The 24,890-nt window shown below is 63.3% G+C and carries 22 protein-coding genes; 18 read left to right on the top strand and 4 right to left on the bottom strand.

Annotated features, from left to right (window positions below; genetic code table 11):
* Positions 1 to 79: 79 nt before the first annotated feature.
* The gene (locus QVN30_RS07060; RefSeq protein ID WP_289835900.1) at positions 80 to 1,168 is read right to left on the bottom strand and encodes an iron-containing alcohol dehydrogenase family protein; all 1,089 of its coding nucleotides are present in this window, start codon (positions 1,166 to 1,168) and stop codon (positions 80 to 82) included.
* A gap of 107 nt (positions 1,169 to 1,275) precedes the next feature.
* Entirely contained in the window at positions 1,276 to 2,259 is a 984-nt protein-coding gene (locus QVN30_RS07055) for a Gfo/Idh/MocA family protein (RefSeq protein WP_289835899.1), read from the bottom strand.
* Between the two features lie 428 nt (positions 2,260 to 2,687).
* Between QVN30_RS07055 and ileS the strand changes: the two genes are divergently transcribed.
* The 4 genes from ileS to QVN30_RS07035 all read left to right on the top strand — a co-directional run bounded on the left by ileS (position 2,688) and on the right by QVN30_RS07035 (position 8,638).
* Positions 2,688 to 5,492: an isoleucine--tRNA ligase gene (gene ileS, locus QVN30_RS07050; protein ID WP_289835898.1), complete on the top strand. Its 2,805-nt coding sequence runs from the start codon at positions 2,688 to 2,690 to the stop codon at positions 5,490 to 5,492.
* 105 nt (positions 5,493 to 5,597) lie between these two features.
* Complete coding sequence (gene lspA, locus QVN30_RS07045; RefSeq protein ID WP_289835897.1) at positions 5,598 to 6,149, top strand: signal peptidase II; 552 nt, start codon at positions 5,598 to 5,600, stop codon at positions 6,147 to 6,149.
* Positions 6,146 to 7,153 carry an RluA family pseudouridine synthase gene (locus QVN30_RS07040; RefSeq protein WP_289835896.1) on the top strand — a complete coding sequence of 336 codons (1,008 nt, stop codon included), beginning with the start codon at positions 6,146 to 6,148 and terminating at the stop codon, positions 7,151 to 7,153. Before lspA ends, QVN30_RS07040 begins: the two co-directional genes overlap by 4 nt.
* A 189-nt stretch (positions 7,154 to 7,342) precedes the next feature.
* Positions 7,343 to 8,638: a glycosyltransferase family 2 protein gene (locus QVN30_RS07035; protein ID WP_289835895.1), complete on the top strand. Its 1,296-nt coding sequence runs from the start codon at positions 7,343 to 7,345 to the stop codon at positions 8,636 to 8,638.
* Between the two features lie 147 nt (positions 8,639 to 8,785).
* Here the strand turns inward: QVN30_RS07035 and QVN30_RS07030 are convergent, their stop codons facing one another.
* Entirely contained in the window at positions 8,786 to 9,115 is a 330-nt protein-coding gene (locus QVN30_RS07030; RefSeq protein ID WP_204537993.1) for a hypothetical protein, read from the bottom strand.
* 110 nt (positions 9,116 to 9,225) lie between these two features.
* On the bottom strand, positions 9,226 to 9,678 hold the full coding sequence (locus QVN30_RS07025) for a prepilin peptidase (RefSeq protein ID WP_204586843.1): 453 nt from the start codon (positions 9,676 to 9,678) through the stop codon (positions 9,226 to 9,228).
* 248 nt (positions 9,679 to 9,926) lie between these two features.
* On the opposite strand from QVN30_RS07025, the gene QVN30_RS07020 reads away from it, so the two are divergent.
* The 14 genes from QVN30_RS07020 to efp all read left to right on the top strand — a co-directional run bounded on the left by QVN30_RS07020 (position 9,927) and on the right by efp (position 24,727).
* Positions 9,927 to 11,135 carry a deoxyguanosinetriphosphate triphosphohydrolase family protein gene (locus QVN30_RS07020; RefSeq protein ID WP_289835945.1) on the top strand — a complete coding sequence of 403 codons (1,209 nt, stop codon included), beginning with the start codon at positions 9,927 to 9,929 and terminating at the stop codon, positions 11,133 to 11,135.
* Between the two features lie 41 nt (positions 11,136 to 11,176).
* Positions 11,177 to 12,526: a replication-associated recombination protein A gene (locus QVN30_RS07015; protein WP_289835894.1), complete on the top strand. Its 1,350-nt coding sequence runs from the start codon at positions 11,177 to 11,179 to the stop codon at positions 12,524 to 12,526.
* Between the two features lie 127 nt (positions 12,527 to 12,653).
* Positions 12,654 to 13,304, top strand: a complete 651-nt coding sequence (locus tag QVN30_RS07010) for a hypothetical protein (protein WP_289835893.1) — start codon at positions 12,654 to 12,656, stop codon at positions 13,302 to 13,304.
* Positions 13,297 to 13,677, top strand: coding sequence for an ATP-binding protein (locus QVN30_RS07005; RefSeq protein ID WP_066832316.1), 381 nt, complete (start codon positions 13,297 to 13,299; stop codon positions 13,675 to 13,677). Before QVN30_RS07010 ends, QVN30_RS07005 begins: the two co-directional genes overlap by 8 nt.
* Complete coding sequence (locus QVN30_RS07000; RefSeq protein ID WP_066832313.1) at positions 13,677 to 14,468, top strand: RNA polymerase sigma factor SigF; 792 nt, start codon at positions 13,677 to 13,679, stop codon at positions 14,466 to 14,468. Before QVN30_RS07005 ends, QVN30_RS07000 begins: the two co-directional genes overlap by 1 nt.
* Positions 14,465 to 15,844, top strand: a complete 1,380-nt coding sequence (locus QVN30_RS06995) for an AI-2E family transporter (RefSeq protein WP_289835892.1) — start codon at positions 14,465 to 14,467, stop codon at positions 15,842 to 15,844. The genes QVN30_RS07000 and QVN30_RS06995 overlap by 4 nt, the downstream gene beginning before the upstream one ends.
* Positions 15,845 to 16,110: 266 nt before the next feature.
* A complete protein-coding gene (gene alaS, locus QVN30_RS06990) occupies positions 16,111 to 18,768 on the top strand; it encodes an alanine--tRNA ligase (RefSeq protein ID WP_289835891.1) in 2,658 nt (885 codons plus the stop codon).
* A gap of 3 nt (positions 18,769 to 18,771) precedes the next feature.
* Positions 18,772 to 19,200 carry a Holliday junction resolvase RuvX gene (gene ruvX / locus QVN30_RS06985; protein WP_066832307.1) on the top strand — a complete coding sequence of 143 codons (429 nt, stop codon included), beginning with the start codon at positions 18,772 to 18,774 and terminating at the stop codon, positions 19,198 to 19,200.
* Positions 19,193 to 20,482 (top strand): endolytic transglycosylase MltG, encoded by a 1,290-nt coding sequence (mltG, locus tag QVN30_RS06980; protein ID WP_289835890.1) that lies wholly within the window; start codon positions 19,193 to 19,195, stop codon positions 20,480 to 20,482. Before ruvX ends, mltG begins: the two co-directional genes overlap by 8 nt.
* The gene (locus QVN30_RS06975) at positions 20,479 to 20,976 is read left to right on the top strand and encodes a YqeG family HAD IIIA-type phosphatase (RefSeq protein ID WP_289835889.1); all 498 of its coding nucleotides are present in this window, start codon (positions 20,479 to 20,481) and stop codon (positions 20,974 to 20,976) included. Before mltG ends, QVN30_RS06975 begins: the two co-directional genes overlap by 4 nt.
* Before the next feature lie 6 nt (positions 20,977 to 20,982).
* Positions 20,983 to 21,516: a shikimate kinase gene (locus QVN30_RS06970; protein ID WP_289835888.1), complete on the top strand. Its 534-nt coding sequence runs from the start codon at positions 20,983 to 20,985 to the stop codon at positions 21,514 to 21,516.
* A gap of 17 nt (positions 21,517 to 21,533) precedes the next feature.
* Positions 21,534 to 22,628: a hypothetical protein gene (locus tag QVN30_RS06965; RefSeq protein ID WP_289835887.1), complete on the top strand. Its 1,095-nt coding sequence runs from the start codon at positions 21,534 to 21,536 to the stop codon at positions 22,626 to 22,628.
* A gap of 93 nt (positions 22,629 to 22,721) precedes the next feature.
* Positions 22,722 to 23,852 (top strand): M24 family metallopeptidase, encoded by a 1,131-nt coding sequence (locus tag QVN30_RS06960; RefSeq protein ID WP_289835886.1) that lies wholly within the window; start codon positions 22,722 to 22,724, stop codon positions 23,850 to 23,852.
* A gap of 311 nt (positions 23,853 to 24,163) precedes the next feature.
* Complete coding sequence (gene efp, locus QVN30_RS06955) at positions 24,164 to 24,727, top strand: elongation factor P (protein ID WP_066832283.1); 564 nt, start codon at positions 24,164 to 24,166, stop codon at positions 24,725 to 24,727.
* Positions 24,728 to 24,890 lie beyond the last annotated feature (163 nt).

Genomic DNA, 24,890 nt, shown 5'->3' with positions numbered 1-24,890 from the left:
TATAAGACGAAGGGGGCAGGCGGTAAGGCCTGTCCCCTTCGTGCAAACATGCATGGAAAAGATACGTCCCCGATTTGCACTAGGAGAGAGAGCGGCCGTAGGAGTCGGCTGCCTTGATGGCGGCGATGAACTGCTTGTCGTCGAAGGCGACCGGGTTGGCCTGCCTCCACTCGTTCGTGTTGTGCGCGAGCTCGGTCAGCTGATCCAGATGGCTCTCGTCCAGGTCGATTTCGGCGAGCGTGACGGGAAGGCCCATCTGCTTGTTGAACTTCGCATAGCGCTCGAGCTGCGCCGTGTCGCCCGCATACGCGAACATGACGAGGACGCCGAACGACACGACCTCGCCGTGAAGGTGCGTGCGCCCGGGACGGTGGATGCCGGTCGAGCCGTTGTAGAACGCATGCGCGAGCGTCGAGTTGTAGTAGAAGTCGGGCTGGTTGGTGAGATTGGACACATAGCCCGTGTTCACGACGATATCGAGCGCGATCTGGCGGACGGCCTCGGTCGAACGGTCGGCGCGCACGTCCTCAAGTCCCTGCACGCCCCAGGTCATGAGCGGCTCGGTGCAGGTATGGGCGAGCGCGAGGCCCAGGCTCGCGGTGTGGCCGAGCTCGCGCGTGCTCGTGGCCCATTCGACCTCCGGCTGCTTGGAGAGCGCGTCGCCCACGCCCGCCCAGAAATACTCCGCCGGCGCCTCGGCGATGATGCGGGGGTTTATGAAGATGTGCTTGGGGCAGGGAGGATAGGCATAGCCCTCAAGAGAGCCGTCGTCATGGTAGATGACGGCGATCGCCGTGGCGGCAGAGCAGTTGGAGCAGATGGTCGGCACCGAGAACACGGTCTTGTTCAGCTCCAGCGCCGCCGTCTTCACCGTGTCGATGGCCTTACCGCCGCCGATCGCGAACGCGACGTCTGTCGCCGCGAAGCTCTCGTTCGCAAGAAGCCTGTTCACGTTGGTGCGCGTGGAGTCCTTGCCGTAGACGATCGTGTCGAGCACCTCGATATCCGTCGATTCGAGCACGGCCTTGATGCCCGGTGCCGCGGCTGCCAGGGCCCGCTCGCCGCCGACGAGAACGACGCTTGACGCTCCATAGGAGGACAGCGTTTCCGGTATCGCCTCGAAGCAATTCTCGCCGACGGTGTAGTCGCTCATCTCTATCGTGCGCATGATGCCTTCTTTCTTCTGTGGCGTGAGGAACGTGCGGTCAGCGTCACATTGTAGCCCTGTGAGGCTTCACTCTCGGCCACAGACGTCGCGTTCATATCGTGGAAAGCCTACGCCTGCTCGAAGGGAAACACGATGCCGAACTGGGCGCGGATCTCGTCGAGCTGGCGCATGATCTCCAGCGTTTCCGCGTGGGGCATCTCGGGGCACTCGACCTGACCGCTCTCGATGGCCCGCTTGCAGGCGAGCACCTCGTATTCGTAGCCCGAGATCTGCTCGGGTACCGTGATCTCCTCTTTGAGCTCGCAGCTCAGCCCGTCTGCCGCGTAGACGTAGAGCTGCTGGGGGTTGTTGATGTTCTCAACCATGATGAAGCCGTCGGTTCCACAGATGAGGCCGCGACGGTCGGTCATGCAGTGCATGGTCGTGAACATCGTGGCCATGCGGCCGTCGCGGTAGGTGAGCATGATGGAGTCCTGCCCGTCGACGCCTGTGGCGATGGGCACCATGTGCGCGTCGATGCGCTCGATGCCGTCGCCCATCACCATGCTCGCGAAGTTCAGCGGGTAGACGGTGAGGTCCAGCAGGGCCCCGCCGCACAGCTCGGGTTTGACCATGCGCTCGTTCATGTCGACCTTGTAGCCGAGGTTCGCGTCGACGTTGAGCACGCGGCCGATGGCGCCGCTCGCGATGATGCCGTCGATCATCGCCCGGGAGGGCATGTACCGCGTCCAGATCGCCTCGGCAAGCAGCAGGTTGCGGGAGCGGGCGCACTCGATCATCTCTTTCGCCTGCGCGGCATTCGCGGCGAAGGCCTTCTCGCACAAGACGTGATGGCCTGACTCAAGCGCCGCTATGGTCCAACGATGATGGTGGGAATGGGGGAGCGCCACGTAGACCAGGTCGACCGCGGGGTCCGCCAGCAGCTCCTCGTACGATCCGTAGGCGCGCTCGAAGCCCCATGTGTCCGCGAACGCCCGCGCCCGGTCGGCGTCCCGCGCGGCGACCGCGTAGTTTTCCGCCTCGTCCATCCGAGCGACGGTCGCCGCCATCTGGCTTGAGATGTTTCCCGCACCGAGATATCCGATCCTCATTGCTGTTGCCTTCCTTCGCATGGTGGTTTTATTCGTCTCTCCAAAGTATCACGTAATCGTGGTACCATGCCTCCCAATGGCTGTGAAGGGGACGAGTAGCCGACCACCGTGCACCTCAAGAGAGCAGGCGGCAGCTGAAAAGCCTGCGTGCGCGACCGTGCGAATATCACCCCGGAGCTGCGACCCGAACGGTGGAGCCGGGTATGGGAAAGCGATCCCGTCCTAAAAGGTTCCGCTCAGTAGACGTCGCCGGGACGACCGTCGTCATGTGGTCGGCCGAGTACGGGCATCATGCCTAAGCTGGGTGGTATAGCGAGGAGCTTGATCGCGGCGGTATCGCCGCGTTCCGTGAGCGCTTCGTCCCAGCTTGCAGGGACGGGCGCTTTTTTCATGCACGCGAGCGCCCATTCGACGGGAAGGGAGTATTCGTGGCAAACGAGTACAAGAGCAGCATGAACCTGCCCAAGACCAAGTTCCCCATGCGGGCGGCCTTGGCGCAGCGCGAGCCTGAGCGCCTGAAGCGCTGGCAGGCAAACCATGTCTACGAGCAGATGCTCAAGAAGAACGAGGGCCATGGCAAGTTCATCCTCCATGACGGTCCTCCGTACGCGAACGGCCCCATCCATGTCGGCCACGCGATGAACAAGATCTCGAAGGACATCATCGAGCGCTATCAGGCCATGCAGGGCTACGAGACGCCGTATGTCCCCGGATGGGACTGCCACGGCCAGCCGATCGAGCACAAGGTCGAGGAGATGCTCGGCACCGAGAAGTTCAACGCGACCCCGACCGACAAGATCCGTGAGCTCTGCCGGAAGTTCGCGGTCGAGAACATCGATCTGCAGCGCGAAGGCTTCAAGCGCCTCGGCGTGCTGGGCGATTGGGACAACCCGTACCTGACGCTCTACCATCAGCACGACGCCGCCGATATCGAGGTCTTCAAGGCCATGTTCGACAAGGGCATGATCTATCGCGGCCACAAGCCCGTTCACTGGTGCAAGCACTGCCACACCGCGCTCGCGGAGGCCGAGATCGAGTACGGCGACGAGACCTCGCCGTCCATCTACGTGCGCTTCGAGCTTTTGAGCAAGCCGGCGGGTCTCGAGGGCTTCGACGGTCCGGTGGACTTCGTGATCTGGACCACGACCCCCTGGACCATCCCGTCCGACCAGGCGGTCTCTCTCAAGCCGGGCGCCATCTACACCGCCATCGAGCATGATGGTCGCGCCGAGATCATGCTGAAGGAGCTCGCAGCCAAGGTGTGCGACATCGCCGGCTGGGAGTGCACGCCGGTCATGGTCGACGGCAAGCCCTACGAGGTGCCGGCCGAGACGTTCGACCACCTGCACTACCGTCAGCCCATCTTCGACGACATCGAGGGCGTGGCCCTGCTTGCCGACTACGTGGGCACCGAGGACGGTACCGGTATCGTCCACAACTCTCCCGGTCACGGCGTCGACGACTACTACGTCTGCCTGAAGGAGGGCATGGACATCTGCATGCCCGTCGACGACGACGGCAAGTTCTATGTCGGAGACACGTTCGGCACGGGCGGCCCGTTCTCCGGCATGGATACCGACGAGGCCAACCCGCACATCATCCAGTACCTGCGCGACCACGGCACCCTTGTTGCCGAGGTGAAGATCACGCACAGCTACCCCCATTGCTGGCGCTGCAAGAACCCGGTGCTGTTCCGCGCCACGGACCAGTGGTTTGTCTCCATGGACAAGACCGGTCTGCGCGAAGAGGCGCTCGACGCCATCCAGAACCACGTGCGCTGGTATCCCGAGCATGCCGCCAACCGTATCGGCGCCATGGTGGAGCAGCGTCCCGACTGGTGCATCTCGCGCCAGCGCAACTGGGGCGTGCCCATCCCGAGCTATACCTGCGCCGACTGCGGCGAGAAGATCATGAACGACGAAACCCTCGACGCCGTGATCAAGCTCTTCCACGAGAAGGGCTCCGACGCATGGTTCACCGATGCTCCCGAGAGCTATCTCGGCGACGCCTGCGTGTGCCCCAAGTGCGGCGGTCATCACCTCAAGGCCGACCGCGACATCCTCGACGTGTGGTGGGACTCCGGCGTGTCCTGGCGCGCCGTGTGCGAGGGCCGCGAGGAGCTCGAGTACCCGGCGGACGTGTACCTCGAGGGCTCCGACCAGCATCGTGGATGGTTCCAGAGCTCGCTGCTGACGAGCGTGGGCGCCAACGGCGTCGCGCCTTACAAGGCCGTCGTCTCCCAGGGCTTCACGCTGGACGGCCAGGGCCGCAAGATGTCCAAGTCGCTCGGCAACGTGATCGACCCCAACAAGGTCTGCGACGAGATGGGCGCCGACATCCTGCGCCTGTGGGTCGCGTCGGTCGACACGTCGACCGATGTCGCCATCGACCATGAGATCCTCGCGCGCACCTCGGATGCCTACCGTCGCTTCCGCAACACCTTCCGCTTCCTGCTGTCCGAGCTCGAGGACCAGTTCGACCCCGAGACCGACGGCGTGGCGTTCGACGACCTGCTGCCGCTCGACAAGCTGATGCTCGCCCGCCTGACGCAGGTGCAGGCCGAGGTCGACGCCGCGTATGCCAACTACGAGTTCAACCGCGTGTACCGCACGCTCTACGACTTCGTGGTGACCGAGCTCTCCAACGTGTACCTCGACGCCCTGAAGGACCGCCTGTACTGCGAGAAGGTCGGTTCGCTGGCTCGCCGCAGCGCCCAGACGGTGACGGCGGAGCTGCTGTCCATGCTTCTGCGCGACCTGCAGCCCATCCTCGCATTCACCTGCGACGAGGTCATGGCGTTCGCGCCCGCCGGCTGCCGCGACCATCAGGAGTACGCGGCCCTGCTCGATTGGTACCAGGCGCCGATCTCGCTCGAGGTCGCCAACGAGTACAAGCCGGTGCTCGAGGCCGCGCTCGAGCTGCGCGGTGTGGTCACCAAGGCGCTCGAGGACGCCCGTGCCGCCGGCACGTTCACCAAGAGCCAGGCCACGCGCGTGGTCGCGACCGCCCCTGCGGAGGCATACGCCCTCCTGACCGGGGGCAAGGCCTGCGATCTCGCCGAGTTCTTCATCGTCTCCGAGCTCGAGCTTTCCTCCGGCGAGGAGTTCTCCGCCCGCGTCGAGGCCGCTCACGGCGAGTGCTGCGATCGCTGCTGGAACTTCCGCGAGTCCACCGGCGTGCACGGCGAGCATGCTCACATCTGCGACCGCTGCGCAGAGGCGATCGGCGCGTAAGGTCGCATCGCACCTGGAGCGAGATGCCGCGCGAACCTGAAGTCGCGCGGCATCTTCATGAGGGGGCGGACGCCCGCCCCCGCAGTCTTTTGAAAGGGGTCGCCCGTGGCAGACAACAAGATCAAGCCCTTTGTGCCTGAACGCGCATGGCGCGCGGCTGTCGCGGGCATCCTGTTCGCAGCGTTTCTGATCGTCGACCAGGTCACGAAGGTCATGATGCGCGATGCGGTGAGCGCCGGGTTCACGTCGGCCGACTTCATTCCCGGCATCCTTGAGCTTCGTTTTGCCATGAACACGGGGGCCGCGTTCAGCCTGGGCGAGGGCTTCGGCTTCGTGTTCGTGATCCTGGCGCTGGCAGTCGTCGTCTTCACCGTCGTGTACCTGTGGCGCGCCCCGCTCGTGAGCAGGCTCGAGGTCATCGGTCTCGGCATGCTCGCCGGAGGGGCCGTGGGAAACGCGATCGACCGCATGCTGTTCGGATTCGTCACGGATTTCTTCGCCACGACGTTCATCAGCTTTCCCGTGTTCAACGTTGCGGACATCGGCATCACCTGCGGTGCCGTCATCGCGTTTGTCGGCTTTTTGCTGAGCCCGGCAAACAGGGAGGGCGCGGATGAAAGGGCTGAGAAGGCCCCGCGAGGCGGTGATTCGCGATGAGCGACGTTCGGTATCTCGTGACCTCGCTTGATGCGGGTGTGCGTCTCGACCAGTTCCTGGGCAACCAGGATGCGTGCCCGTCTCGCTCGGCATGCGCCAAGCTCATCGAATCGGGCGCTGTCGACGTGAACGGGGAGACGTGCTATTCCAAAAAGCAGGTGGTTGCAGAGGGCGATCGCGTCGAAGTCGATCTTCCCGAGGTCCGCGATCCTGGTGCGCTCGAGCCGCAGGCCATCCCGCTCGATATCCGATATGAAGACGACTATCTGATCGTGCTCTCCAAGCAGCGCGGCCTAGTGTGCCATCCCGCGCATGGGCACGAGTCGGGCACGCTTGCCAACGCGTTGGTATATCACTGCGGCATCGACCACCTGGGCACGCTGCAGGGCGAGGACCGGCCCGGTATCGTGCACCGTCTGGACCGCGATACGTCAGGGCTCATGCTTGCGGCGAAGGATGACGACACGCAGCGTGCATTGCAGGACCTGATCCGCCTGCGCACGCTCGACCGCCGGTACGTTGCGCTGTGCCACGGCTACATCGCTATGGACTCCGGTACCATCAACACAGGCATCGCGCGCTCGACGCGCGACCGTGTGAAGATGGCGGTCTCCGACGATCCGTTTGCGCGTCAGGCCATCACGACGTTCAAGGTGCTGGAGCGGTTCGAGGCCGAGCGTGGCGATGAGGGCTACACCTTGGTCGAGTGCCATCTGTATACCGGGCGCACGCACCAGATCCGCGTTCACATGCGCCACATCAACCACGCGCTTGTGGGAGATCCGCTGTACGGCAAGGGGAGCGAGCGCGCGAACCTCGGGCTCACGCGGCAGTTTCTCCACTCGTGGCGCGTGAAGTTCACCCACCCGGTGACGGGCCGCGATATCGAGCTGCACGACGAGCTTCCTTGGGATCTTGCCGCCGCCTACGACGAGATCGCTGAGCGTTCCATGGGTCGCACCGAGGCTGGCGACGAGATCATCCCGCTCATCCTGAACGAATAGGGAAATGCCGCCTTTGGGCTTGCGTGGCTGCGAATGGCATGCCACGGGGTACATCCCCGTGGCCCTCTCGCCGCGTGTCCCGTGTGGAACACGCTGACATTGACGTAAATACTGCGCAGTTCCGAGTCGACCCGCGATGCTGCGCTACACTTTTCGGATGTCGTTTATCCTGCATCCGAAGGTGTTCGCATGCTTCCAGATCTCTCGCATTTGACGCCCATCGTCATCTTCAACTTCGTGATCGGGGCGCTGTTCGTCCTGTGCTTCCTCTATCAGGTCGTCTTCTTCCTCGTGGGGATATTCTACGGCGAGGTGAAGATTCCCAAGGCCAAGCGCAACCATCGCTATGCCTTCTTTATCGCCGCCCATAACGAGGAAGCCGTTATCGCCAATCTCATCAAGTCCATCAAGGACCAGGACTACCCGTCTGAGCTCATCGATATCTTCGTTGTCGCCGACGCGTGCACAGACGATACGGCGCGCGTCGCACGTGAGGCGGGCGCCATCGTCTATGAGCGCAACGACCTTGCTCGCAAGGGCAAAAGCTGGGTCATGGACTACGGCTTCGACCGGATTCTCAACGAGTATCCCGGGAAGTACGAGGCGTTCTTCATTTTCGATGCCGACAACCTGCTCTCGCGGAGTTATGTGTCCATCATGAACGATGCCTTTGACCAGGGCTATCTTGCGCTGACGAGCTACCGCAACTCCAAGAACTTCGGAAGCTCGTGGATCTCCGCCGCATATGCGACCTGGTTTTTGCGCGAAGCGCGGTTTCTGAACAACGCGCGCATGATCTGCGGCACGTCGTGCGCGGTCTCGGGTTCGGGGTATCTGGTCTCCGCGAAGATTATCGAGGGCATGCACGGCTGGGATTTCCATACGCTCACCGAGGACATCCAGTTCTCAACGTTCTGCGCGATTCACGGGGTGCGCATCGGGTACGCGCCTGCCGAGTTCTACGATGAACAGCCCGTCGACTTCTCGGCATCCTGGAAGCAGCGTATGCGCTGGACCAAGGGCTTTTACCAGGTGTTCTTCACGTACGGATCCCATTTGGTCAAGTCCATTGCATTTTTCAGGCGATTTGCCGCCTACGATCTGTTCATGACGATCGCCCCGGGCAACCTGCTGTCCCTCATCTCGGTGCTCGTGAACCTCACGTTCATCATCGTCGGCTCCTTAAGCCATGGGTTTTTGGCTACCGATCGCGAGCTCGCGATGTGCTTCGGTTCGCTCATGATGACCCTAGTGTCGATGTACATGACCTTCTTTGTCGCCGGGCTGTTCACCACGGTCTTTGAGCGCAAGCATATCCATTGCACCAGCAGGCTGCGGGTATTCACCAACCTGTTCACGTTCCCGCTGTTCATGTTCACCTATATCCCCATCACCGTGGCGGCCCTGTTCCTGAAGGTCGACTGGGTCCCGACGCCGCACGGCGTGTCCGTGACGCTCGAGCAGGTTATGGACGGTGCGAAGTAGCGGCTTTTAGAGTAAACCCCCGACATTCCACCGTATTGACGGTGTAATGTCGGGGGTTTCATCATGAGTACGTGCCGGGCCGGGACGACGGGATGGGTTGAAACGAACCCGTCCCCAACCAACCCATCCGCAGTGGCCTAGCGGAAGTTAGAGCACATGGGAGTCGGCCGACAGTCCGTACCAGCCGTAGTCATCGAGGGATTCATGAGAATCCGCACCGCTCTCATAGCCCCATGAGTACACATCTATGTTCTGCGCCTCGGTGGTGTAGGTCGTGAACGCGGCGAACAGCAACAGGGAGATGGCGATGATGATCAGCGAGATGACGCCCAGAATGCCAAAGGTCAGGACGTATGCGAAGCGAGAGCTGTTCGTCTGGCACGCGGTGGATGCGCTCGCGCTTTCCACCGGTTGGGGCCCATCGGTGGGAGCGAGATTCGACGACGTGTAGGCGGTAGAGAAATCGGGCTCGTTCATAGGTGCCTCTCGTTGGGGTCAAGTCGATTCATTATAGGCCGCATGCGCCCTCATGTGGTCGGTGACGGCTGGATGTAACAATAATGCGTGCCCGATCGTCGCCGACAATGTCAGCCGGTATACAGCATCAAAAAACTCAATATGCAGCTCGGTGCCAGAAAGGGGAGAAGGGGCATCGTCCGAGTTCGTCTCGCCGTGGCCGCAAGCGCCATGCAGGCGAGGCCAAGCGCGCATCCCGCGAGCGCACCGACCGGAGAGATGATGGCTGCGGTGGCAATGAACTTGATGTCGCCTATCCCTAGACCTGGAGAGGCGCGAAGCCATCTCCAGATCAGCTCGAATATCAAAAAGCCCACGCCGATCACCAGGGCGATCAGCGCATGGTGCATGGCGGTTCCAGGGCCTTTGCCAGCGAGCGTTCCGATGAACGCAACCAAGAAGAGTGCTGCGGCCAGCCCGTTCGGATAGGTGCGGGTCTTGGCGTCGATGAAGGCGGCGACGAGCATGAGTGCCCCGACAAGCACCAGGCAGCACGCATGTACGATACCGGGCAACGCATCCATTCCGCCTCCCTTTCGTTGCGATCTCGATGCGCCTCCCATGCTATCGGCTGAGCATGCCCACCTTGCGCGCGCATCGAGAAAACCCGCTGCGGCCTTACCGATTGCCGGACGTATTCTTACAGACGCCTCGGCATCTGCCGAGGTGTCCGCGCGATATGCGAAGATACGGGTAGAACATCCGAGAAAGGAGCGTGGTCGTGTCAGCGTTTAAGCATATTCAGCAGGATCGAGAAGTCGTGCGCGCCCGCATGGATGCAATCCCCAACACCTTAAGCGACGATCTTGTCCGTCGCATCCAGTCCGATCGTGATTGGGGGTGGGTCAACCCGTACCGGTGCGATAACGCGTCCGCGCTGCGCCGCGATCCCCGTCCCGCCGACGACGCCAACATCTGGCGCCCTGCGTTCGTCCGAGACGTCGAGAAGATCATCCACACGCCCGCCTACAACAGGTATGCCGGCAAGACCCAGGTTTTCAGCTTTCGCAGCAACGACGACCTCTCCCGTCGCGGGATTCATGTGCAGCTGGTAAGCCGTATCGCCCGGGATATCGGGTATGCCCTGGGTCTCAACTGCGATCTGATCGAGGCTATCGGGCTCGGCCATGATCTGGGGCATACGCCGTTCGGCCATGCGGGCGAGCGCGCGCTCAACGAGGTGTATCATGCGCGCACCGGCCGCTGGTTTTTCCACAACGTCCATTCGGTCCGCGTGCTCGACGTGCTGTACGGTCGAAATCTCACGCTTCAGGCGCTCGACGGCGTGCTGTGCCATAACGGCGAGTACGAGCAGCGCGTGTTCGAGCTGTCAGGGCTTTCGGATTTCGAGGAGTTCGACCGTATCGTCGAATCATGCTACGAGACGGGCGATATCGCGATTGGCCATCTGCGCCCCATGACGCTCGAGGGCTGCGTCGTGCGCATCTCGGACATCATCGCGTATGTCGGCCGCGACCGCCAGGACGCCATCGAAGCCGGTCTGCTATCGGAGGACGCGTTCGATGATGGGCTCGGAGGGGCGTACAACTCCTGGATCTTGAGCCATGCTTCGGCCGACATCATCCAACACAGCTACGGCAAGGACCGCATCGAGATGAGCGAGGAGCTGTTCGCGGAGATCCGGCGCGCAAAGGCGGAGAACTACGAGAAGATCTACCGCTCAAGCGGCATCGAGGGGGAGCGCGCCGAGGTGCTGTCACGTGCCTTCTCGCTCATGTACGAGCACTGTCTGGGCGATTTGCGCGCGCGTGACGAGTCGAGCTACATCTTCCGCCACCATATCGCGCGCATCCAGGCGGCGCTCGCGCATTACGGCCGCACCTACGAGTGGGAGAAGGATCTGGATCAGACGGTTGTAGACTATATCGCCAGCATGACCGACGGGTATTTTGCCGAGCTCGCCTCCAAGCTGTTCCCGGAGATCCAGTTCCCCCAGCGCACGTACATCAACGAACGGTAGGGATGCCCCGGCCGGTTCATGCCATGCTAGACTAGGACGCTATGGAAACCTTATTTTCGCAACAAGAGCGCACGCAGCAGATCAGGTATGCGCCGCTGGCGGTCCGTATGCGGCCGTCGTCGCTCGACGAGTACGTCGGCCAGCAGAAGGCGGTCGGTCCCGACTCGTGGCTGCGCCGCGCCATCGAGCACGACGTGCTGTCGAGCGTCATACTCTATGGTCCCGCGGGCACGGGCAAAACGACCCTGGCGCACATCATCGCCGCGCACACGCGCAGCGAGTTCGTCGAGGTGTCCGCCGTCACCGGCACCGTGAAGGACTTGCGCCGAGAGATCGAGGAGGCGCAGCGCCGTCTCATGGCGTTCGGCCGTCGCACGATCCTGTTCATCGATGAGATCCACCGGTTCTCCCGCTCCCAGCAGGATGCCCTGCTGCACGCGGTGGAAAATCGAACGGTGATCATGATTGGTGCCACGACGGAGAACCCGTATTTCGAGGTCAACTCGGCCCTGCTCTCTCGCAGCCGCGTCATCGAGCTCGAGCATCTTTCCGACGATGACGTCGCCGTGCTCGTCCGCCGCGCGTGCGAGGACGAACGCGGGCTTGCGGGCAGGTTCTCGCTCGACGACGAGGTCGTCTCGGCCATCTGCACGCTTGCCGCGGGGGATGCCCGCAGCGCGTTGACGACGCTCGAGCTCGCAAGCGAGATCGCCGTGACCAGGCCGGAATCCGACGCCGCCACATCGGACGGGGTCCCGGTGCCCATCACGCTCGATGACGTGCGCATGGCCAACCCTCGCCGTGGCCTTTCGTACGATAAGAGCGGGGACATGCATTACGACATCATCTCCGCGTTCATCAAGTCCATGCGCGGCAGCGACCCGGATGCCACGATCTACTGGCTCGCCCGTATGATCGACGCAGGCGAGGACCCGAAGTTCATCGCGCGCCGCATCATGATCCAGGCATCCGAGGATATCGGCAATGCGGATCCCCAGGCGTTCCTTATCGCGGAGGCGGCCTTCAAGGCGGCCGAGGTCATTGGGTATCCCGAGTGCCGCATCAACTTGGCCCAGGCCGCCCTCTACAACGCGCTCGCTCCGAAAGGCAACGCGTGCGAGGCGGCAATCGACGCGGCCCTGGAGGACGTTCGCACGAGCGGGCAGCGGGAGGTCCCCAACCACCTGCGCGATCGGCACCGTCCGGGATCCGACTCCTACGGCCCCTATCTGTATCCGCACGATTATCCCGCGGGCTGGGTCGAGCAGCGCTATCTTCCCGAGGGCCTTGAGCGCGGCGCGTTCTGGAGGCCGGCGGGACGCGGATGGGAGCAGTACCGCTTCGAGCAGTCCGCGCGCGACCGGAGCGGCAAGGGCCCCCTGGTCGACTGAGCCGGTCTGTTGTTGTGCCGGTCGCGCGACGGTTCCCCGACTTCTGGCGCATGGATTCGGCGCGGTCGGGTAGTATCAGGTAAGGTGCCTCGGCCGAGGCGCCTTGTCGCTATGTACAGGAGGCATCATGGAACCTCTGCAGATCGTGTTGATCGTGCTCGCCCTGGTGGGAGTCTGGGCCGTCATCGAGCTCGCGCTGACGTTGAGGCGCGCACGCTCCACCGTGTCGGCCATCGATAAGACGCTTGGCGACGTGCAGCCCGTCATTCAGCATATCGATTCCACTGTTGAAAGCGCGGCGCCGCTCGTCAAGAAGCTCGAGGTGACGGTTGACGAGATCAAGCCCGTGCTCGATCGCGTCAACGAGACGCTCGATGGGGCCCAGCCCGCCATTTCCCAGATCGAGCCGCTGCTCAAGCAGGGCAGCATCGCGGTCGAGGCGCTGTCGGCGGACCTGATCGAGGTCAACGGTGTGCTGCGCGACATCTCCGATGTGACGGCGGGGATGTCGAGCGCGTCCAACGCGGTGTCGAGCGTGGCCACCGCCGCAACCGAGCGCGTGCACAAGTTCTTCGGCAAGAACGTCGAGCCGCCCGCAACGGGGGAGCGCACCTTGACCGAGCAGACGGGGGAGCCGGCAGCGGTCCCGAGCGCAGACGAGCAGCGTGATGCTGCCGACGATGAGTCGCCGAAGCGCGCCGTGCCCCAGTATTACACCTATTCGGACGGCTCCGCCCCGGCGTCCGCCCCATCCACTCAGGAGGACACCAATGAATAATGCGCCAGCGCCTATTCGTTTGACCGTCTCCGCCGATCCGCATCTCGCACGGCTCGTGCGCATGACGGCGGCAAACGTCGCCATGCTCAGCTCCATGTCGGTCGACCGGGTCGAAGACATCCGTATGGCCGCCGAGGAGGCATTCATCTACGCGTGCGCGGCGAAGCCCATGGGGGAGCTCCCCATCTCGTTCGAGGTCGACGACGAACACGTCGCCATGACCTTCGAGCTCGGTGACGTCGCCTTCGATGAGATCTCCGTCGACACCGAAACCTCCGTGTACGCGGATCTGATTCTGGGCGCGGTGTGCGATTCCTACGAGAAGCGCGAGAACCCCTCCGCGCTACACCTGATGTTGAAAGCAGATGTGTAATGGCCGATAAGACCCCTTCGGGCAAGGCCGCATGGGATAAGGAGAAGACGCACGAGCTCTTCCGCCGTTACAAAGAGAACGGCGACATGGACGCCCGTGAAAAGCTCGTGATGTCCCATCTCAACCTGGTGCGGTTCCTTGCGAACAAGTTCAAAAACCGCGGCGAGCCGCTCGACGACCTCATGCAGGTCGGGTACCTCGGCCTGCTCAAGGCCATCGACCGCTTCGATCCCGATCGCGGCCTCGAGTTCACGACGTATGCGACCCCGACCATCCTGGGTGAGATCAAGCGCCATTTCCGCGACAAGGGTTGGAGCGTCCGTGTCCCGCGCCGCCTGCAGGAGCTTTCCGCGAAAGTGAACCAGGCGACCGATACGCTCACCACCCAGCTGCAGCGCTCCCCGACGGTCGACGAGATCGCCGACTATCTCGGTGCGTCGGCAGACGAGGTGCTGGAGGCCATGGAGTCCTCTTCCGCCTACACCTCGGTGCCGCTCGAGGCTCCCGGCAGCTCCGATTCCGAAGACACGCCGTCCGTCCTCGACCGCTACGCCTCCGAGGATAGCGCGCTGACCTTTACCGACGACCGCCTGGTCATCGAGGAGGCGCTCAAGTCCTTCTCGCCGCGCGAGCGCGAGGTCATCGAGATGCGCTTCTTGAAGGGCATGACCCAGATCGAGATCGCCGAGAAGCTCGGCGTGTCCCAGGTCCAGGTGTCGCGCCTGCTTCGCCGCACGCTCAAGAAGATCCAGGACAAGATCGATCCCGAAGGAGTCATGGGTAAGCGATGAGTTCCCACGTCGACATGCCCGGGCAAGACGATCGCGTCCTGCGCGACACCCGTCTGGCCGCCCTGAGAATCTGGGCCGTGGTCGGTCTGCTCGTTATCGGAGCCATGCTGCTGAACGTCATCGGCGTGCTCGGGCCCGTCGTCGAGTTTCTGGCGATCGGCTCCCTGATCGCGTTCGTGGCATCGCCCATCGTGAACACCCTTGAGCACCGCGGGATCCCTCGCGGCTTCGGGGCGCTCATCGGCCTGCTCGTCGTCATAGCCGCGGTCATCTTGATGTTCACACTGCTTCTGCCCATGCTCGTGGAGCAGCTCGTCGACGTGCTCAACCAGATGCCGCGGTATTTCTCCTCGCTGTCCGCATGGATTCAGGATCTGATCAGCAACTTCCGCTCGCTCACGTCCTCCGATATGTTCAGTGGGCTGAACGACCTGCTCTCCTCGCTGCAAAGCACCGCCACCAGCTTCGTGACAGACCTTGCGGCGGAGCTCGGTCGCGGCGTGATGCCCGCGATCGGCGGCTTCGCCAACACGCTGTTCACGGTGTTCCTCGGGCTGGTGCTCGCGTACTGGCTCGCGCGCGACTACCCCAAGATCCACGGCGAGATCGGTTTTGCGCTCGGCGACAGCAAGGAGGACGACTACCGGTTCATCGTGGCGATCCTGTCCCGCTCGGTCGGCGGCTACATGCGCTCGCAGGTCATCACCTCGATCATCAACGGCGTTATCGTGTTCGTGGGGCTGCTCGTGATCGGGCACCCGTACGCGGGGTTGATGGGCGTGCTGACGGCGCTGTTCCACCTGATCCCCGTCGTCGGCCCCGTGTTCTCGGCGTTCATCGCCGTGCTGATCGCGTTTTTCTATGGTCCGGCGAAGGCCCTATGGACGCTCGTGCTCGTCGTCATCGCGCAGAACGTCACCGATAACGTGCTCAGCCCGAAGATCATGCAGTCGACCGTCCAGGTGCATCCCGCCATGAGCCTTTCCGCCATCGTGATCGGCTCGGCCCTGATGGGGCCGCTCGGCATGGTCATCGCCATTCCTCTGTGCGCGGCGCTCAAGGGTCTGTTCATCTTCTACTTCGAGAAGAACACGAAGCGGCAGCTCGTCAATTACGATGGCGCCATCTTCCAGGGCACGCCGTATCGCGATGAGCAGGGGAATCCCGTCCCCGCCTTCGACGCCCTGGGCGACGACAGCTTCGTCGCCGATTCCGAGCTGCTTCCCGACGACGTCATCTCCGACGCGACGGCGCTGCCCAAGCCCGAGCTCGACAACCCGTGGGCCAAGCTCTCCGAGCTCGTGCCCTTCGGCATGCCGGACGACCAGGCGGACAAGAAAGACTCCGAACACAAGGAGGACCGGCCGCCGCATTAGGCTTCGACCCTCTTGGGTGCTTTCGGATGAATGCGGTATCAGCATGAGCCCTTGGTAGCTTACATACCAAGGGCTCATTGCGTTCTGCGATGTTGCCGGCGCTATCGATGCCTGGGGCTAAGCTTCTTGGATCCGCCCTGTTCCCATCGCCCGTCCGTCATGGTGCTTTTGTTCCCTGCGGCCCAAGCTTATCCGATGCGTGCAATGTCTGCTAAGCTATGTGCGTTTACGCCTATCTAACGCATATGAACCAAGGAGAATGCGACATGACCGCTGCTGTTCCCACCATGACTACCGCGGAGATTCGCTCTGCGTTCCTCAAGTTCTTCGAGGATCGCGGCTGCAAGCTGTTCCCCAGCTCTTCGCTGATCCCCGATGATCCCTCCCTGTTGCTCGCCAACGCGGGCATGAACCAGTTCAAGCAGTACTACCAGGGCAAGAAGACCATGCACGAGATCGGCGCCACGTCGTGCCAGAAGTGCGTGCGCACCAACGACATCGACATCATCGGGTGCGACGGCCGCCACGCGTCCTTCTTCGAGATGCTCGGCAACTTCTCCTTCGGCGGCGTCAGCAAGCAGCAGGCCTGCGCGTGGGCCCTCGAGCTCTCCACGGAGGTGTTCCACCTTCCCATCGAGCGCCTGTACTTCACCGTCTTCACCGACGACGACGAGACCTATGACATCTGGCGCTCCTTGGGCGTCGAGGAGAGCCATATCTCCCGACTCGGCGAGGACGATAACTTCTGGGCGGCCGGTCCCACCGGCCCCTGCGGCCCGTGCTCCGAGATCTACTACGACATGGGCGAGGACGTGGGCTGCGGTCGTCCGGACTGCGCGCCCGGCTGCGACTGCGATCGCTTCCTCGAGTACTGGAACCTCGTGTTCACGCAGTTCGATCGCCAGGAGGACGGCTCCATGCCCGAGCTGCCTCACCGCAACCTCGACACCGGTATGGGCCTGGAGCGCATGAGCGCCATCATGCAGGGCAAGACCTCCTTCTTCGACGGCGACATCATGCAGGGTCTCATCAAGCTGGGCGAGGAGATCTCCGGTGCGACCTATGTGAGCGACGACTATGCCGGCGCGAGCCGCTCCCTGCGCATCATCGCCGACCATGCGCGCTCCGTCGACTTCATGATCTCCGACGGCATCCTGCCGGGCAACGAGGGCCGCGGCTACGTGCTGCGCCGCCTGCTCCGTCGCGCCGTCTTCCACGGTCGCCTGCTCGGCGTGACCGAGCCGTTCCTCGCGCGCTTCATCGACCGCGTGAACGAGCTCATGGGCGATGCCTATCCCGAGCTGCTGAAGAACGTCACGCTCGTCAAGGGCATCGTCAACGCCGAGGAGGAGCGTTTCTCCACGACGCTCGACAACGGTCGCGTCTACCTCGACGACGCTCTCGCCAAGCTGGGTGAGGGCGAGACGCTGGACGGCGCCTCCGCCTTCATGCTGCACGATACCTTCGGATTCCCCATCGACCTGACGGTGGAGATCGCCGAGGGCGCCGGCCATACGGTCGACATCGAGGGCTTCAATCGCGAGATGGAGGCCCAGCGCGAGCGTGCGCGCGCCAACGTCAAGGGCGACGCGTGGGGCACGTTCAACGACGTCTGGACCGAGCTCACCGATGAAATCGCCGAGACCGAGTTCGTCGGCTACGACGCGGATCGCATCGAGGACGCGCGCGTCGTCGCGATCGTCTCCGGCGGCGAGTCCGTGGCCCATGCGGACGCCGGCCAGGAGGTCGACGTCGTGCTCGACCGCACGCCGTTCTACGCCGAGATGGGCGGTCAGGTCGGCGATTCCGGCCACATCGCCTCCGACGCGTGCGCGCTCGCGGTTTCCGATACCCGTGCCCATCACGGCCTGTACGCCCACCACGGCGTCGTCGGCGAGGGCACCATCTCGGTGGGCGACAGCGTCCTTGCCGCCATCGACGTTGACCGCCGTGAGCTCATCCGCCGCAACCACACCGCGACTCACCTGCTTGATGCTGCGCTCAAGCAGGTGCTCGGCGATCACGTCAACCAGGCGGGATCCCAGCTCGACGACCACCGTCTGCGTTTCGACTTCACGCACTTCGAGGCCGTCTCCACCGACGAGCTCGCCCGCATCGAGGATATCGTCAACCGTGAGATCTTCGCCGCCAAGCCGGTCGTCACGCGCGTCATGAGCATCGACGAGGCGCGCGCCTCCGGTGCCGTCGCGCTGTTCGGCGAGAAGTACGGCGACGTCGTCCGCGTCGTGTCCGTGGGCGAGGAGGAGCGTCCCTTCTCCCGCGAGCTGTGCGGCGGCACGCATGCCCGCAACACCGCGGAAATTGGCCTGTTCCGCATCGTCTCCGAGTCCTCGACGGGAAGCAACGTCCGTCGCATCGAGGCGGTGACGAGCATGGGCGCCATGAAGTATCTCGAGGAGAAGGAGCGGATGCTCTCGCAGGCGGCCTCTGCGCTCAAGTGCCGTGACGACGAGGTCGTCGATCGCGTCGCCGCGCTGCAGCAGAGCCTGCACGACGCCAACCAGAAGCTCAAAGCCGCGCTGACCGGCGGCGCTTCCGATGCGATCGGCTCCGCGGTGGACAATGCGCAGGACATGGGCTCCTACAAGCTCGTGATCGCCCAGCTGAGCGGCCTTGAGGGCGCTGAGCTCCGCAACGTGTGGGACACCATCCGCCAGAAGGTCGCCGGCCCTGCCGCATGCGTGCTCGCGACGGTCACCGAGAAGGGCACGCCTGCGCTTCTCGCCGCCGCCACCGACGAGGCCGTCGCCGCCGGGTTCAAGGCGGGCGACGTCATCAAGGCGATCGCTCCGTGCGTCGACGGACGCGGCGGCGGTCGTCCGACCATGGCCCAGGCCGGCGGCAAGGACGCATCCGGTATCCAGGCCGCGCTCGATGCGGCTCGCGCCCAGCTCGGCCTGTAGACCATGGTCGCGCTCGCGCTCGACATAGGGCAGGTCCGCATCGGCATCGCCGTCTCCGACCGGAGCGGTCGCGTGGCGCTGCCCGTCAAGGTCCTTCCGGCCATCGAGGTGACCTCGATGGCCCGGAGCTTCAGGCAGATCGTCGAGGATCACGAACCCGATATCATCGTCTGCGGCCGTCCGCAGACGATGGCGGGTGAGGACGGACCCCAAGCCGAGCGCGTCATCTCGGTCGGTCGCCAGATCGCCGATGCCCTGGACCTGCCCCTCGTCTTTGCCGACGAGCGGTTGAGCTCGCGCGAGGCCAAGCGCATCTTGCGTGAAAACGGCCTTTCGGAGCGAAAGATGCGCGGCAAGGTCGACATGGTCGCCGCCTCGCTGATCCTTCAGGCGTGGCTCGATGCCCAGAACGGAAAGGACGACTGTGCCTAACGAGAATTCCGGCGATTCGCGCCGTCGCACGCATACTCAGCCGGGCTCCCCTCGAGCGGCCCGTCCCGCCTCGGGCGGTACGCGGTTCCGCTCTGCGGGCGCCCAGCCTGCCGCCGCCAATCGCCAGCAGGCGTCTGGAACCAGGTTCCGCACGTCCCCGACTCAGGCGCGGCCGAATCCGCGTCCCGTGCAGCCCGCGACGCGTTCCCGATACGCCGCCCAGTCGTCCACTGCGCGCCGAGGCGGATCGCCGATCAAGGTCATCGTCGGCATCGTCGTCGCCCTGGCCGTGGTCGCCGCCCTCGTGTTCGTGGTCGTCCCCCGTGTTTCCGAGCTGCTCGGCGGCGAGCAGCCTGCCGTCGAGGCCGGGCAGGAGGTGCAGCTCACTATCCCTGAGGGCGCATCGGGAGACGACATCGCCGCCATCCTCGCCCAGAACCACATCATCGACAACCCGAAGGATTATTACGCCGCCGTGAACCGGCTCGATGCATCTATGTCGCTCAAACCGGGCGATTACATCCTGTATACCGGCCAGGATCCCGAAGAGATCGTCCAGCAGCTCGTCGACGGACCCAACGTCGAGGGCAACAAGATCACCATCCAGGAGGGCCTGACCGTCGCGCAGACGGCGGCGCGCGTCGAGGAGACGTTCGGCATCCCCGCCGACGAGTTCATCGCTCAGGCTAAGGCGTCCAACTACGCGGCCGACTACCCGTTTTTGGAGGGCGCGTACGACGATTCGCTCGAAGGGTACCTGTATCCCAAGACCTATTCCTTCACGGATGTTCCGACCGCCGATGAGATTATCCGGGCGCAGCTCGATCAGTTCGTGACCGAGACCTCGTCGTTGGATCTGAACGCGGGTCCCTCTGGCCTGACTGCGCAGCAGATCGTCACGATGGCGTCTCTGATCGAGCGCGAGACCGCCGTGGAGTCCGAGCGTCCCACGGTCGCGAGCGTCATCTACAACCGTCTCGCCATCGATATGCCTCTTCAGATCGATGCGGCCATCGTCTATGCGCGCGGGGGCGGCAGCGACCCTGTCACCTACAGCGACCTTGAGATTGATTCCCCCTACAACGTCTATACGAATTACGGCCTGACCCCTGGTCCCATCTGCAGCCCGAGCATCTCCTCCATCTCGGCCGCGCTGAACCCCGATGACACCGACTACCTGTATTACGTGGCCTCGGCCGCAGGCGACGGGTCCCATAAGTTCAGCTCCGACTACGAGCAGTTCGAGGCCGACAGCGAGGAATACGCGGAGTCGCTGCAATGAGGATCTTTTCACCGAAACGCTACGTAGCCTCTGTCGACCGCATCGACCTGAATGAGCTTTGGGCTCAGGGCAAGCGGGCCATCATGCTCGATCGCGACAACACGCTGGTCCCCCGAGACCGCAAGACGGCTCCTGCGGAGATATGCGCATGGCTCGACCGTGCTCGCGATAAGGGATTCGCGCTCTGCATGGTTTCCAACAACTGGCATCGCGACCAGGTCATGCGGTCTGCGTCCGAGCTCGGCTTGGATGCCATCAGCCATGCCATGAAGCCCGCCCCCTTCGCGTTGCGCGCGGCGCTCAAGCGCATGGGTCGCACCGCCGGGGAGGCCGTGCTCATCGGCGATCAGCTGTATACCGATGTCTGGGCCGGCAACTTCGCCGGCGTGGACACGATTCTCGTGAAGCCGCAAACCGAGGTCGACCTGTGGTACACGCAGATCTTCCGCATCTTCGAGCGTCGCGCGCTGCGCGATCTTACGTGCGAGGAGTAGGCGGTCATGACGGGCACGATGAAACGGGGGTGTGACCACATCTTCTTCGTCGGATTCCTCGGCGCGGGAAAATCGACCCTCGCGCGGAATCTCGGCGTGCTGTTCAATCGACGCTACGTCGATACCGACCGGCTTGTCGAGCGACGGCGAGGACTGTCGGTCTCCCGTATCTTCGAGCTCGAGGGCGAGCAGGCGTTTCGTCAGCTGGAGACCGAGGCACTGGGCTCCCTGGCGTGCGACCGCAGCTTGCTCGTGTCCTGCGGGGGCGGCATCGTCGAGACGCCGTGCAACATCGAGCTTATCAACCAGATGGGCTACTGTGTGTACCTCGATGGCGATATCGACGACTCCCTGCGACAGATCAGGCGCCGCGACACGAGGCCGGACTTTCGCTCGGATGAGCACGCCGCGCGCCTGCTCGAGCATCGCCGGCCCCTGTATCAGCAGGCCGCGGACTTCACGGTCGACATTCGCGGCAAATCGTTCAAGGAAGTTACCTATCTCTGTGCAGAAATGCTTTTGGAGCGTGGATTATTATGACCATTCGGCGTCAACTGGTGAACTTTGGTAAGACGTGCACCGATTTCCGCATCGGATCCGGTGCCCTTGAGGACCTCCCGCGGCTCATCAAGAGCATTGCGGGGGAGCCCAAGCGCGCGCTGCTGGTGCATGATGCGCTTCCCTCCGAGGAGAAACTCGAGTGCGTCAGGCGCGCGCTGGTGGACACCGGGTATTCCGTCGAGTTCATGTCTCTGGCAAGTGTGCCCTCCATCGCCTCGATCGAGACCGCGCAGCGCGTCTTCGCCACGATGGAATCCTGCCACATCACCGCCGACGACCTGCTCGTCGCTGTCGGCGGGGTAGAGGTGTGCTCGGTCGTGTCCTTCTGCACGAGGACCTGGTGCTCGGGCACCTCGGCTCTCGCCATCCCCTTCACGCTCGACGCCATGTGCACGATCTCCACGTCCATGCGCGCCCTCGATGCCGGCTCCTCCCGCGAGATGATCTCCATCCAGCCCGGATGGGACATGATCGTCTGCGATATCGATCTTGTTGTCGGAAAGGCCATCGACCAGGTCGGCATGGGCTATGCGCTGCTGCTTTCCTCCGCGTTCGCGCAGTCCCGCCGCATCTGGGATCAGTTCGCCGAGAAGATCGACGGTATCGTCGACGGCGTCGAGATCACCCTGATCGACGCGCTGTGCAATACCCAGACGGCCCGCGCCTCCGCGGTTCGCTCGGCAAACCCCTCGGCGCGCAACGCCGTGAATTACGGCGTGACGACGATGCATGCGCTGCGCGCGTGCCTGGGGGATGACGTGCCCGACTATCTCCTGTACGCCGAGGGCCTGCGATTCGAGGCGCGCCTTGCGCATGATGCGTGCGGCCTCGACGTCGATCTTGTTTTCGAGCAGGACGACCGCCTGGATGACCTGGGGATCGAGGAGCTGCCGTTCAAGCTCGACGTCGATCGGTTCATCGCGGCGCTCCACGATGCGCGCTTTGTCCGCTCGAATCGCTTCATGCTCTCCCTGCCGAAGAATCCCGGTTCCATCCGCCTCTCCAAGGTTGACGAGGACATCCTGCGTCGCCATGCCGAGGCGTATCTGGCGTCGCGTGCAGAGCTGCTCGAGGAGGGGGATGCGGAGTAGCCCCAAGGGCTCTCTTCCAAGCTGGCGGGTGCATGCGTTCAACAGAGGGTGTAGTATGTCGAGCGGTAACGGTACTCGTGAAAGGAGCGGTCTATGACCGACATTCAGGATGGCCCCGCGGGCCGTATCGCTCGTCTTCGCTCGCTGATGGAGAAGCGCGGCTACGATGCGGTCGTCGTGCGCGACGAAGCGAATCTCCGCTGGATGACCGGCACGATGGGCGTGTTCGACTACACCTTCGAGTTCCCTCACGCGGCCTTCATCACCCATGACGCCTGCTATTTGCATACCGATTCTCGCTACTACAACAGCTTTGCCGAGAATATGCCCGAGGGCAGTCCCTGGCAGGTCGACATGGACGGCTTCGACATTCCCGGTTGGGTCGCCCAGCATGCGCTGGAGTCCCGCAGCCGTGTCGTCGCCATCGAGGACGACATGCAGCTGTCGTTCTACCAGGGCATCCTGCGCGGTCTCGAAGACCGCTCCATCGTCGCGTCGCTGCCCCAGATGCACGGCGACATCCGCCGTATGCGCGCAATCAAGGATGCCGAGGAGATCGAGCTCATGCGCCATGCGCAGTCGATCACCGATCTTGCATTCCAGCACATGCTCGACTACATCAAGCCCGGTCTGACCGAAAAGCAGATCCGCACCGAGCTCGAGAGCTTCATGTTCAACAACGGCGCCGATTCGCTGGCGTTCGGCTCGATCGTTGCGAGCGGTCCCAACACGGCCAACCCGCACGCGGTGTCCAGCGACCGCGTGGTCCAGAAGGGCGATTTCGTCCTGATGGACTATGGTGCGGGGTATCGCGACTACCGCAGCGACATGACGCGTACCGTCGTTCTGGGCGAGCCCACCGACGAGCAGCGCAAGATCTACGACCTGGTGCAGCGCACGCATGAGGAGTGCGTCAAGGCGATCCACGGCGGCGTGGACGGCAGCGACATCCATAACCTGTCGGTGAAGATCATCTCCGATGCGGGCTACGGCGACTACTACGGCCATGGTCTGGGCCACGGCGTGGGCATCGATATCCATGAGCTGCCGAATTTCGGCCGCAAGTCCAACATCGTGGAGGCCGGCGCCGTCATCACCGTCGAGCCCGGTGTGTACCTGCCCGGTGTGGGCGGCATTCGCCTGGAGGACTTCGGCCTGGTCACCGAGGACGGTTTCGAGCCGTTCACCGCAAGCCCGCACGAGCTCCAGGTCATCGACTGCTAAGGAGCTCTTCTGCGACGGGGCTGCGTTCCGGACAGTCCGATACCATATCGCGCGACGATTCACCCACCCCTTCATTCATGAATGAAGGGGTGGGTGAATCAATGAAATCCTGGGCAAACGCTGAAATGGCTTCTCTTCGTTCATGAATGAAGAGAAACTCGGGCACAGGGACCCCGATCGATACGGGCTGCGCCATGTGACCGGAGTCGAGGACGGCGGAGCCTTATCTCCTTTTGGGACTTTTTGCGCAGGGCTGTGACTGGGCGTATACTGTTACAGTTCGCTGTATCACATGAGAAAGGCTCATATCCATGGCTTCGATCACCACTGCCGATTTCAAGAACGGCCTCGGCCTTCGCATCAAGGACAAGGTCTGCACCATCGTTGAGTTCCAGCACGTCAAGCCGGGCAAGGGCGGTGCCTTCGTCCGCTACAAGACCAAGGACATCAAGACCGGCCGCGTCGTCGAGAACACCTGCAACGCCGGCTCCAAGTTCGAGAGCGTGACGCTGACCACCACCGAGATGCAGTATCTCTACAACGACGGCGATCACTACTACTTCATGAACATGGAGACCTACGACCAGGTCCCCGTGCCCGTCGACTTCATCGGCGACAACTCCAAGTGGCTCAAGGAGAACGACGTCTGCCAGCTGCTCTACGCCGATGACGAGCTCATGGGCGTGAACCCGCCGATGTTCATCGAGGTCGAGGTCACCGAGACCGACCCCGGTTTCAAGGGCGATACCGTCCAGGGCGGCACCAAGCCGGCCGTCATCGAGACCGGTGCCACCGTTCAGGTCCCGATGTACCTCAACGTCGGCGAGAAGATCAAGGTCGACACCCGCGACGGCAAGTTCGTCTCCCGCGTCTAGTCGATCGTCCGATCAGCCAGATTGCATAAGGGCGGGGTCGCGCACCCCGCCCTTTTTTCGTTGCGTGGCCGATGTCCGCGTCCCAACGGTGTCGAGATGGGGTATCGTGTACACTGTTTCGTAACGTGGAACCTGCCCGCATTCCGTTGCATGAAATGGGTGA

This window comes from Collinsella ihumii (assembly GCF_030385545.1).
Lineage (GTDB): Bacteria > Actinomycetota > Coriobacteriia > Coriobacteriales > Coriobacteriaceae > Collinsella > Collinsella ihumii.
This window is presented reverse-complemented; position numbering and strand designations above follow the sequence as displayed.

What these genes read in the sequence shown, in the direction of transcription:
- QVN30_RS07035 (WP_289835895.1), top strand. Translation starts at nt 7,343, where the DNA reads ATGCTTCCAGATCTCTCGCATTTGACGCCCATCGTCATCTTCAACTTC.
- QVN30_RS07040 (WP_289835896.1), top strand. Translation starts at nt 6,146, where the DNA reads ATGAGCGACGTTCGGTATCTCGTGACCTCGCTTGATGCGGGTGTGCGT.
- QVN30_RS06970 (WP_289835888.1), top strand. Translation starts at nt 20,983, where the DNA reads ATGACGGGCACGATGAAACGGGGGTGTGACCACATCTTCTTCGTCGGA.
- QVN30_RS07025 (WP_204586843.1), bottom strand. Translation starts at nt 9,678, where the DNA reads ATGGATGCGTTGCCCGGTATCGTACATGCGTGCTGCCTGGTGCTTGTC.
- QVN30_RS06975 (WP_289835889.1), top strand. Translation starts at nt 20,479, where the DNA reads ATGAGGATCTTTTCACCGAAACGCTACGTAGCCTCTGTCGACCGCATC.
- QVN30_RS07060 (WP_289835900.1), bottom strand. Translation starts at nt 1,168, where the DNA reads ATGCGCACGATAGAGATGAGCGACTACACCGTCGGCGAGAATTGCTTC.
- QVN30_RS07020 (WP_289835945.1), top strand. Translation starts at nt 9,927, where the DNA reads ATGGATGCAATCCCCAACACCTTAAGCGACGATCTTGTCCGTCGCATC.
- alaS (WP_289835891.1), top strand. Translation starts at nt 16,111, where the DNA reads ATGACCGCTGCTGTTCCCACCATGACTACCGCGGAGATTCGCTCTGCG.
- QVN30_RS07015 (WP_289835894.1), top strand. Translation starts at nt 11,177, where the DNA reads ATGGAAACCTTATTTTCGCAACAAGAGCGCACGCAGCAGATCAGGTAT.
- QVN30_RS06995 (WP_289835892.1), top strand. Translation starts at nt 14,465, where the DNA reads ATGAGTTCCCACGTCGACATGCCCGGGCAAGACGATCGCGTCCTGCGC.
- efp (WP_066832283.1), top strand. Translation starts at nt 24,164, where the DNA reads ATGGCTTCGATCACCACTGCCGATTTCAAGAACGGCCTCGGCCTTCGC.
- ruvX (WP_066832307.1), top strand. Translation starts at nt 18,772, where the DNA reads ATGGTCGCGCTCGCGCTCGACATAGGGCAGGTCCGCATCGGCATCGCC.
- QVN30_RS07055 (WP_289835899.1), bottom strand. Translation starts at nt 2,259, where the DNA reads ATGAGGATCGGATATCTCGGTGCGGGAAACATCTCAAGCCAGATGGCG.
- QVN30_RS07010 (WP_289835893.1), top strand. Translation starts at nt 12,654, where the DNA reads ATGGAACCTCTGCAGATCGTGTTGATCGTGCTCGCCCTGGTGGGAGTC.
- QVN30_RS07005 (WP_066832316.1), top strand. Translation starts at nt 13,297, where the DNA reads ATGAATAATGCGCCAGCGCCTATTCGTTTGACCGTCTCCGCCGATCCG.
- QVN30_RS07030 (WP_204537993.1), bottom strand. Translation starts at nt 9,115, where the DNA reads ATGAACGAGCCCGATTTCTCTACCGCCTACACGTCGTCGAATCTCGCT.
- QVN30_RS07000 (WP_066832313.1), top strand. Translation starts at nt 13,677, where the DNA reads ATGGCCGATAAGACCCCTTCGGGCAAGGCCGCATGGGATAAGGAGAAG.
- QVN30_RS06960 (WP_289835886.1), top strand. Translation starts at nt 22,722, where the DNA reads ATGACCGACATTCAGGATGGCCCCGCGGGCCGTATCGCTCGTCTTCGC.